Annotated in this window: 8 protein-coding genes and 1 tRNA gene; 6 read left to right on the top strand and 3 right to left on the bottom strand. The window is 64.9% G+C overall.

Going from position 1 to position 6,074, the window contains the following annotated elements; all coding sequences use genetic code 11:
- Positions 1-141: 141 nt before the first annotated feature.
- The gene (locus CG471_RS14090) at positions 142-795 is read right to left on the bottom strand and encodes an MOSC domain-containing protein (RefSeq protein WP_099232235.1); all 654 of its coding nucleotides are present in this window, start codon (positions 793-795) and stop codon (positions 142-144) included.
- Between the two features lie 72 nt (positions 796-867).
- Complete coding sequence (locus tag CG471_RS14085; RefSeq protein ID WP_080726947.1) at positions 868-1,086, bottom strand: DUF2945 domain-containing protein; 219 nt, start codon at positions 1,084-1,086, stop codon at positions 868-870.
- Between the two features lie 123 nt (positions 1,087-1,209).
- Between CG471_RS14085 and CG471_RS14080 the strand changes: the two genes are divergently transcribed.
- The 5 genes from CG471_RS14080 (at position 1,210) to CG471_RS30205 (ending at position 5,026) form a co-directional block, all read left to right on the top strand.
- On the top strand, positions 1,210-2,388 hold the full coding sequence (locus CG471_RS14080) for a glycosyltransferase family 1 protein (RefSeq protein WP_099232234.1): 1,179 nt from the start codon (positions 1,210-1,212) through the stop codon (positions 2,386-2,388).
- Positions 2,389-2,416: 28 nt separating this feature from the next.
- A complete protein-coding gene (locus tag CG471_RS14075) occupies positions 2,417-3,730 on the top strand; it encodes a replication-associated recombination protein A (RefSeq protein WP_099232233.1) in 1,314 nt (437 codons plus the stop codon).
- Positions 3,727-4,584, top strand: coding sequence for a hypothetical protein (locus CG471_RS14070; RefSeq protein ID WP_099232232.1), 858 nt, complete (start codon positions 3,727-3,729; stop codon positions 4,582-4,584). The genes CG471_RS14075 and CG471_RS14070 overlap by 4 nt, the downstream gene beginning before the upstream one ends.
- Before the next feature lie 28 nt (positions 4,585-4,612).
- Positions 4,613-4,684 (top strand) — tRNA-Thr (locus tag CG471_RS14065).
- A gap of 153 nt (positions 4,685-4,837) precedes the next feature.
- Positions 4,838-5,026 (top strand): hypothetical protein, encoded by a 189-nt coding sequence (locus CG471_RS30205; protein ID WP_143560207.1) that lies wholly within the window; start codon positions 4,838-4,840, stop codon positions 5,024-5,026.
- Between the two features lie 173 nt (positions 5,027-5,199).
- On the opposite strand, the gene CG471_RS14060 is transcribed toward CG471_RS30205, so the two are convergent.
- On the bottom strand, positions 5,200-5,637 hold the full coding sequence (locus CG471_RS14060; protein WP_004207332.1) for a cupin domain-containing protein: 438 nt from the start codon (positions 5,635-5,637) through the stop codon (positions 5,200-5,202).
- Between the two features lie 121 nt (positions 5,638-5,758).
- Between CG471_RS14060 and CG471_RS14055 the strand changes: the two genes are divergently transcribed.
- Positions 5,759-6,061, top strand: a complete 303-nt coding sequence (locus CG471_RS14055; RefSeq protein WP_004207333.1) for a glycine zipper 2TM domain-containing protein — start codon at positions 5,759-5,761, stop codon at positions 6,059-6,061.
- Positions 6,062-6,074 lie beyond the last annotated feature (13 nt).

Raw genomic sequence — 6,074 nt, 5'->3', positions numbered from 1 at the left:
CTCGATAATCGCCCATTCCCGATCTGTCAGTTCGTACCGCCGCCGTGCCATCAAGCCCTCCAACTCTGGAGGCCTCTGAATCACGCCAATCGCCAATCCTCAAGGCTTTTTATGAGTTTACGGCCTAGTCAGCCTCAGCCGTCACGCCGCCAGCTTGCGCGCCCGTTCGCGCCAGGCTTCGGCCAGCTGCGGCATCTCGGCCAGCGCGCGCACCGCATCGGGATCGCCCTTGTGCCCGCCGCCGATCAGCAGGCGGAACACCCGTTCGATGCTCCAGTCGGGCAAGGGCCGCTCCAGCAATGTCATCTGTGTGCCGGCCTCCGCCTCGCCTTCGCGGATTACCCGGAAATAGATGCCACAACGCGCGGTCTTGACGATCGTCGCCATCACGTCGCGGGCCCCGAAACGATGGTCGAGTTTCCAGCAGGGCTGGCGGCCATGGCTCACCTCCACCACCGCACTGCCCAGGCAGAACCGGTCGCCCAGGCAGATGTCGCTTTCGGTCATGCCGCGACTGGCGATGTTCTCGCCAAAGGCGCCGGGCGCGTCGAGCAGTGGATGATCGGGCTTGCGATCGCGCCACCAGCCATAATGGTCCTGCGGATAGAGATGGATCGCCTTGTCCCAGCCGCCATGATGAACGGTATCGGCCACCCCGTCGCCCGCGAACCCCAGCCAGTTGATGCGGATCGGGCCAGCGACCGGCAGCTTGCCGATGGCACTATGCTCGTCATCACGAAAGGGCCGGGGCATGCCGATCAGCAGCGCATCGATGGTCATGAAAGGCTGGGTCATGCCGCTCCATGCCATGGTTGCAGCGCGATGACGATGGCCAGTTGCGGCCAGCTTGCCCTGCCCGATCGCCTGTCACGCGGCGCTCAGTTCCGATCCCAGCTTGAGCACCAGGTCGCCCTTGTCGGTATGGACCAGATAGGCGGGATCGCGCGGTGATCCGTTACGACGGATCAGCGAGCCGGCGATCATCCGCTCCACATGCCGCTCGAACCGTTCGGCTATGCGTCCCCGGCCGACACCCTGCCCCCAATTCCACCTGACCCGTGTTCCCTTGCGGAATCTCTCGGCCATCAGCAGACATCCTCTCCTTCGGGGGCAATCATGCCGGCCGGCTTTCCCGGTCAGCCTCAGCAAAATTCCCGAGACCCGCTCTGGTTCCTTGGGTTTTTCGCCGGTCTGGTCTAAGGGGCCGCGATGGATGTTACCGGACTTCGTGTCGCGCTGTTCAGCGGCAATTATAACTATGTGCGTGATGGCGCGAACCAGGCGCTCAATCGCTTCGTCGGCTATCTGCTGCGTCAGGGTGCGCAGGTGCGCGTCTATGCCCCGACCACCGATACGCCCGCCTTTCCGCCGACCGGCGACCTGGTCAGCGCGCCGTCCATCCCCGTGCCCGGCCGCCCGGAGTATCGCATCCCTACCCGCCTGTCGCGCGCGCTGCGCCGTGACCTGAAGGCGTTCGCGCCCAACATGATCCATCTGTCGAGCCCCGATCCGCTCGGCCATCGGGCACTGACCTGGGCGCGCGCTCATGACCTGCCCGCCGTCGCTTCGGTCCATACCCGGTTCGAAACCTATCCGCGCTATTATGGCCTCGCCTTCCTGGAACCGGCGATCGAGGGCATTTTGCGCCGCTTCTACCGCCGCTGCGACGCCATCGTCGCCCCGTCGGAATCGATGGCCCAGTTGCTGCGCGAACAGCGGATGAGCTATGATGTCGGCATCTGGACCCGTGGCATCGACCGCGAGATTTTCACCCCTCAGCGCCGCGATCTCGACTGGCGCCGCTCGCTCGGCTTTGCCGACGATGTGCCGGTGATCGGCTTCATCGGCCGTCAGGTGATGGAAAAGGGGCTGGACGTCTTTTCCGACACGATCGACCAGCTGACCGCACGCAAGGTGCCGCACAAGGTGCTGGTGGTCGGCGAAGGGCCGGCCCGCGAATGGTTCCAGAACCGCTTGCCCGATGCCGTCTTCACCGGCTTCCAGGGCGGGGCCGACCTGGGCCGCGCCGTCGCCAGCATGGACATGCTGTTCAACCCGTCGGTCACCGAGACGTTCGGCAATGTCACGCTGGAGGCGATGGCCTGCCGCCTGCCGACCGTCGCCGCCCGCGCCACCGGCAGCGAAAACCTGGTGCAGGAAGGCATTACCGGCCGGCTGATCCGCCCCGGCGCGATCGGCAAGTTCGCCGATGCGCTGCAAATCTACTGCACCGACGCCGCCGCCCGCGCCAGCGCAGGCGCCGCCGCCGAGGCGCAGGCTGAACATTTCGGCTGGGACCAGGTGAACCAGGCGCTGGTCGATACCTATTTGCGGATCATCCGTCAGCGCGCCCAGGGTGCCAAGATCCGTTCCAGCCCTGTTCCCTGATCGGCCCGGCCGACCTATATCGGGGACGATGGCTGATCTTTTCTCTTCCGACGATGTCCTTCCCGCCGGCATCGACCATGCCCCGCTGGCCGATCGCTTGCGCCCGGCAGTGCTCGCCGACGTGGTCGGCCAGGAGCATCTGACCGGCCCAGACGGCGCGATTGGCCGCATGGTGGCCGCTGGTCGCCTGTCATCCATCCTCTTCTGGGGGCCGCCCGGGACCGGAAAGACCACCATATCGCGGCTGCTCGCCGATGCCGTCGGCATGCGGTTCGAGCCTATCTCGGCTGTCTTTTCCGGTGTCGCCGACCTCAAGAAGGTGTTTGCCGCCGCAAAGGACCATGGCCGTCGTGGTGAAAAGACCTTGCTCTTCGTGGACGAGATCCACCGTTTCAACCGCGCCCAGCAGGACAGTTTCCTGCCCTTCGTCGAGGATGGCACGGTCACGCTGGTTGGCGCGACCACGGAGAATCCCAGCTTCGAACTGAACGCCGCGCTCCTGTCCCGCGCGCAGGTGTTGATCCTGCGCCGGCTCGACGCCGCGGCGCTCGAACAATTGCTGGACCGGGCCGAAGCGCTGATCGGCCGCCCGTTGCCGCTGGACATGGCCGCGCGTGAAGCGCTGCTGGCCAGCGCGGACGGCGACGGCCGCTTCCTGCTCAATCAGGTCGAAACCCTCTATTCGATCGACATTCCTGTGCCGCTCGATCCGGCGGGCCTCTCCGCCCTGCTCCACCGCCGCGTCGCGGTCTATGACAAGGATCGCGAAGGCCATTACAACCTCATTTCCGCCCTCCATAAATCGCTGCGTGGCTCCGATCCGCAGGCGGCGCTCTATTATCTCGCCCGCATGCTGACCGCGGGCGAGGAACCGCTCTATGTGCTGCGCCGGCTCGTCCGCTTCGCGACTGAAGATATCGGCCTGGCCGACCCGCAGGCAGTGGTGCAGTGCCTTGCCGCCAAGGATGCCTATGAATTTCTGGGCTCGCCCGAAGGCGAACTGGCGATCGTCCAAGCCTGCATCTATTGCGCTACCTCGCCCAAGTCGAACGCCGGCTATATGGCGATGAAGACGGCCTTCCGCACCGCGCGCGAAACCGGGTCCCTGATGCCGCCGATGAACATCGTCAATGCACCCACCAAGCTGATGAAGCAGGTCGGCTATGGCAAGAATTACCAATATGACCATGATGCCGAGGGCGGCTTTTCCGGCGCCAATTACTGGCCGGCGGAGATGAGCCCGCAAACCTTCTATACGCCGACCGAACGCGGGTTCGAGGCGCGGATTGCCGAGCGCATTGCCTATTGGAACAAACTGCGCGCCGAACGCGGCGCGGCGTGACGCCCCGGTTCGCGCGCTTCGCCGCGATCGACTGGTCGGGCGCCAAGGGCACGCGGCACAAGGGAATAGCGGTCGCCATCTGCGGCATCGGTCAGGATGCGCCGGAACTGGTCGAGGCGCCGGGCGGAATCTGGTCGCGCCAGGCGGTCGCCGACTGGCTGATCGCAACGGCGTGCGAGGCACCGACCCTGTTCGGCTTCGACTTCAGCTTCGCCCCACCATTCGTCGCACGCGGCGCCTATCTGCCTGGCGATCCGACGCCAACCGACGCACCGGCTTTCTGGGCCTATGTCGATGCGGTCTGCGCCGATCCCGATCTGGGTGCCGCCAGCCTGCTGGAAACCACCCATCGTCGTCATTTCTATTTCGGCAAGGCCGACGGGATGAAGGCCGAGTTTCTGCACAACCGCGCCTGCGAAGACCATTATAATGCCGGGGGCGGCGGCAAGCCGTCGACCATCTATGACGCGATCGGCGCGGCGCAGGTGGCCAAGGCCAGCTTTGCCGGCATGCGCCTGCTCCACCAGATCCGCCCGCATGTGCCGGTCTGGCCCTTCGATCCGCTGCCTGCCACCGGATCGCTGGTCGTCGAAATCTATACCAGCATCGCAGCGCGCGCCGCCGGGCGGCCCAAGGGCCGGACCAAGATGCGCGATCTCGCCGCCCTCAATGACGCGCTGACCATGTTCGCAACCGCCCCCTACTTCGGTCCGCTCGCCGCCGACCATCAGGCCGATGCCTTGCTGACCGCTGCCTGGATGCGCGAAAGGGCTCAAAATCCGGCACTTTGGGCACCCGCAGCGATGTCCGACGAAATTGCGCGCACAGAGGGCTGGACGTTCGGCGTGATCTGATAGTAAGGGCGTCCGACCCGTCGGGTGCGCCGGCTTAGCACAGCGGTAGTGCAGCGGTTTTGTAAACCGAAGGTCGGGGGTTCGATCCCCTCAGCCGGCACCGACGGACTCTTGAAAATCGCGTTTATGCGCAATGGATGCCACGGGGTATCCCGGAAACAAAATGAGGGCCGACATTGCTGCCGGCCCCCACTAACGTCGGTCCTTTCGGCCACATGTCCTTGCGGGCTGCGCCTTCCGGTCCGGCGATGTGATGCGTTTCCGCATCTTCGCGCGGGAGAACGAGCCCGAAGGTCTGTTCACCCATGCTGACCTTTCATCCGAAGCCCGACGTTCACTTTCGCGCGTACCCGGCATCATCCTGAAAGGCTTGGATCCGATCGTCCCTGCCATCCTCGCGCACGGCAGCTCCCAACGGACCATCAGGGCAAAAAATCCTTGATTTCTCTTGGATTTTCCGGCTTTGGATCGCTCCTTGCCGACTGTCCCGATAAGAGGATGCTGTCACGATCCGCGAGTCGGGCAAAGCGGATTCCGACAGTTTGAAGACAGGCCGCACCACAAATCTGTGGATAACTTTGGATAAGTCTGAAAATCGGCGGAAATCCGCGCGCTTCAGGCGGGCGCCCAATCGGGCGGTGCCAGCGTGAATCCGGCAAAGTCGAAGCCCGGCGTGACCGTGCAGCTGACGAGCGCCCATCCGCCAACCGGCCGCGCCGCCTGCCAATGATGCGCCGGGACCAGGCGCTGCGGCATCTGTCCCGCGGCGATATCCGGGCCGAGGTGATGATCGACTGCAGGCCCCTGCGGCGGAGCGATGCCCAGGATGATCGGTGCCCCCGCATGCCAGAACCACATCTCGTCGGCATCGACCCGATGCCAGTGCGATCGCTGATGCGCCTCCAGAAGGAACAGGATCGCCGTACCGGCCGCTCTCTGGCCCGCAGCCGCCTCTGCCCGCCAGGTTTCGCGATACCAGCCGCCTTCGGGATGCGGGGCGAGGTCGAGCGCCCGGATCAGTGCGGCAGCATCCTGCCCGTCGCCTGCGTTCATCGCTTCACCTCAAATTTAATTTCCGCTGAAACAAAAACTTATGCCGTTGTCAGAGGTTCATGCAACCTAGGTCAATAGGCAGGGGTTCAATCGGCTGACAACGCAATTCGGAGGAGATATTATGCGTAACGCCCTGATGGCCATGGCCGCCCTGTCGCTGGCCATTCCCGTGTCGATGGCCGTTCCCACGGACGGCGCACAGGCCCGCAAACATTATCGCTACAAGGAATGGCGCGGGCGCGACGGGCGCACCTATTGCCGCAAGTCGGACGGCACGACCGGCCTGATCATCGGCGGCGTCGGCGGTGCGCTGGTCGGCCGAGCAATCGACACCCGTGGCGACCGTGCGACCGGCACCATCCTGGGCGCGGCCGGTGGCGCACTGCTCGGCAAGGAAATCGACAGCAAGCGCCGCTGCCGCTGATCCCCTCGGCAAG

Origin of the sequence: Sphingobium sp. IP1, assembly GCF_002708645.1 — a bacterium.
GTDB lineage: Bacteria > Pseudomonadota > Alphaproteobacteria > Sphingomonadales > Sphingomonadaceae > Sphingobium > Sphingobium yanoikuyae.
Note: the sequence above shows the minus strand (reverse complement) of the source record. Positions and strands in the feature narration are given on the sequence as shown.